At 66.8% G+C, this 832-nt stretch carries 2 protein-coding genes; one reads left to right on the forward strand and one right to left on the reverse strand.

Features of this window, described 5'->3' with window-relative positions; all coding sequences use genetic code 11:
* Window positions 1-342, reverse strand: a 342-nt coding sequence (locus tag JaAD80_RS29210) for a LysE family transporter (RefSeq protein ID WP_180979662.1), incomplete at its 3' end; no start/stop codon positions are given.
* Window positions 343-415: 73 nt separating this feature from the next.
* On the opposite strand from JaAD80_RS29210, the gene JaAD80_RS29215 reads away from it, so the two are divergent.
* The coding region (locus JaAD80_RS29215) for an ArgP/LysG family DNA-binding transcriptional regulator (RefSeq protein WP_146012619.1) at window positions 416-832 on the forward strand (417 nt) is incomplete at its 3' end.

The following is an 832-nucleotide window of genomic DNA, read 5'->3' on the forward strand; positions in this document are numbered from 1 at the left end:
ATGCGGCCCGAAGACGGCCGTCAAATGGCTGACGCAATACGACAGCCTCGAAGGCATCATGGAAAATGCGGCCAAAAAGGCGGCGCCGCCCAGCGCCAGCGCGCTGGCCAGCAGCGGACGCTGCCCCAGCGCGCGGGACATGCCCATCACGCCGGCGGCGATCAGGGCGGCGTCGGCCAGGGCGCAAAACAGCACGATGCTGCCCACATGTTCACGGCGCAAACCTTGCCGCAAGACAAAGGCGTTTTGCGAGCCGATGGCCACGATGAGCCCGAGGCCCAGGGTCATGCCCTGGAAAAAGATGGAGAAAGCGTCTGGCATGCTGGCGGTCGAGAGTGTCATGCGGCGATCTTGCCAGCCGGAAGGAATGAAGGCAAACTACCTTTTCTACAGCCAGTTAAGAAAAACTTCATCCATGCTCGATTATGCCGCCCTCGCCGCCTTGGCCGCCGTCATCCGCGAAGGCAGTTTCGAGCGCGCCGCGCGCGCCCTGCACGTCACGCCTTCGGCCATTTCGCAGCGCATCCGCCTGCTGGAAGAACGCGTCGGCTGCGCGCTGGTGATACGCGACCAGCCCTGCCGCGCCACGTCAACGGGCCGGCGCCTGTGTCAGCACGTGGACCGGGTGCAGTTGCTGGAGCAGGATTTGCAGGGCACCGTGCCGGCGCTGGCGGCCCAGGGCATGGCGCGCGCCAGCCTGCCCATCGCCGTGAATGCCGACAGCCTGGCCACCTGGCTGGCGCCGGCCATCGCCGCCTTCGCGGCCGATCAGCCGGTGCTGCTGGAGGTGGCGGTCGACGACCAGGACCATACGGCCGAATGGCTGCGCAGC

It is taken from the genome of Janthinobacterium sp. AD80, from assembly GCF_002878455.1.
GTDB lineage: Bacteria > Pseudomonadota > Gammaproteobacteria > Burkholderiales > Burkholderiaceae_D > Janthinobacterium.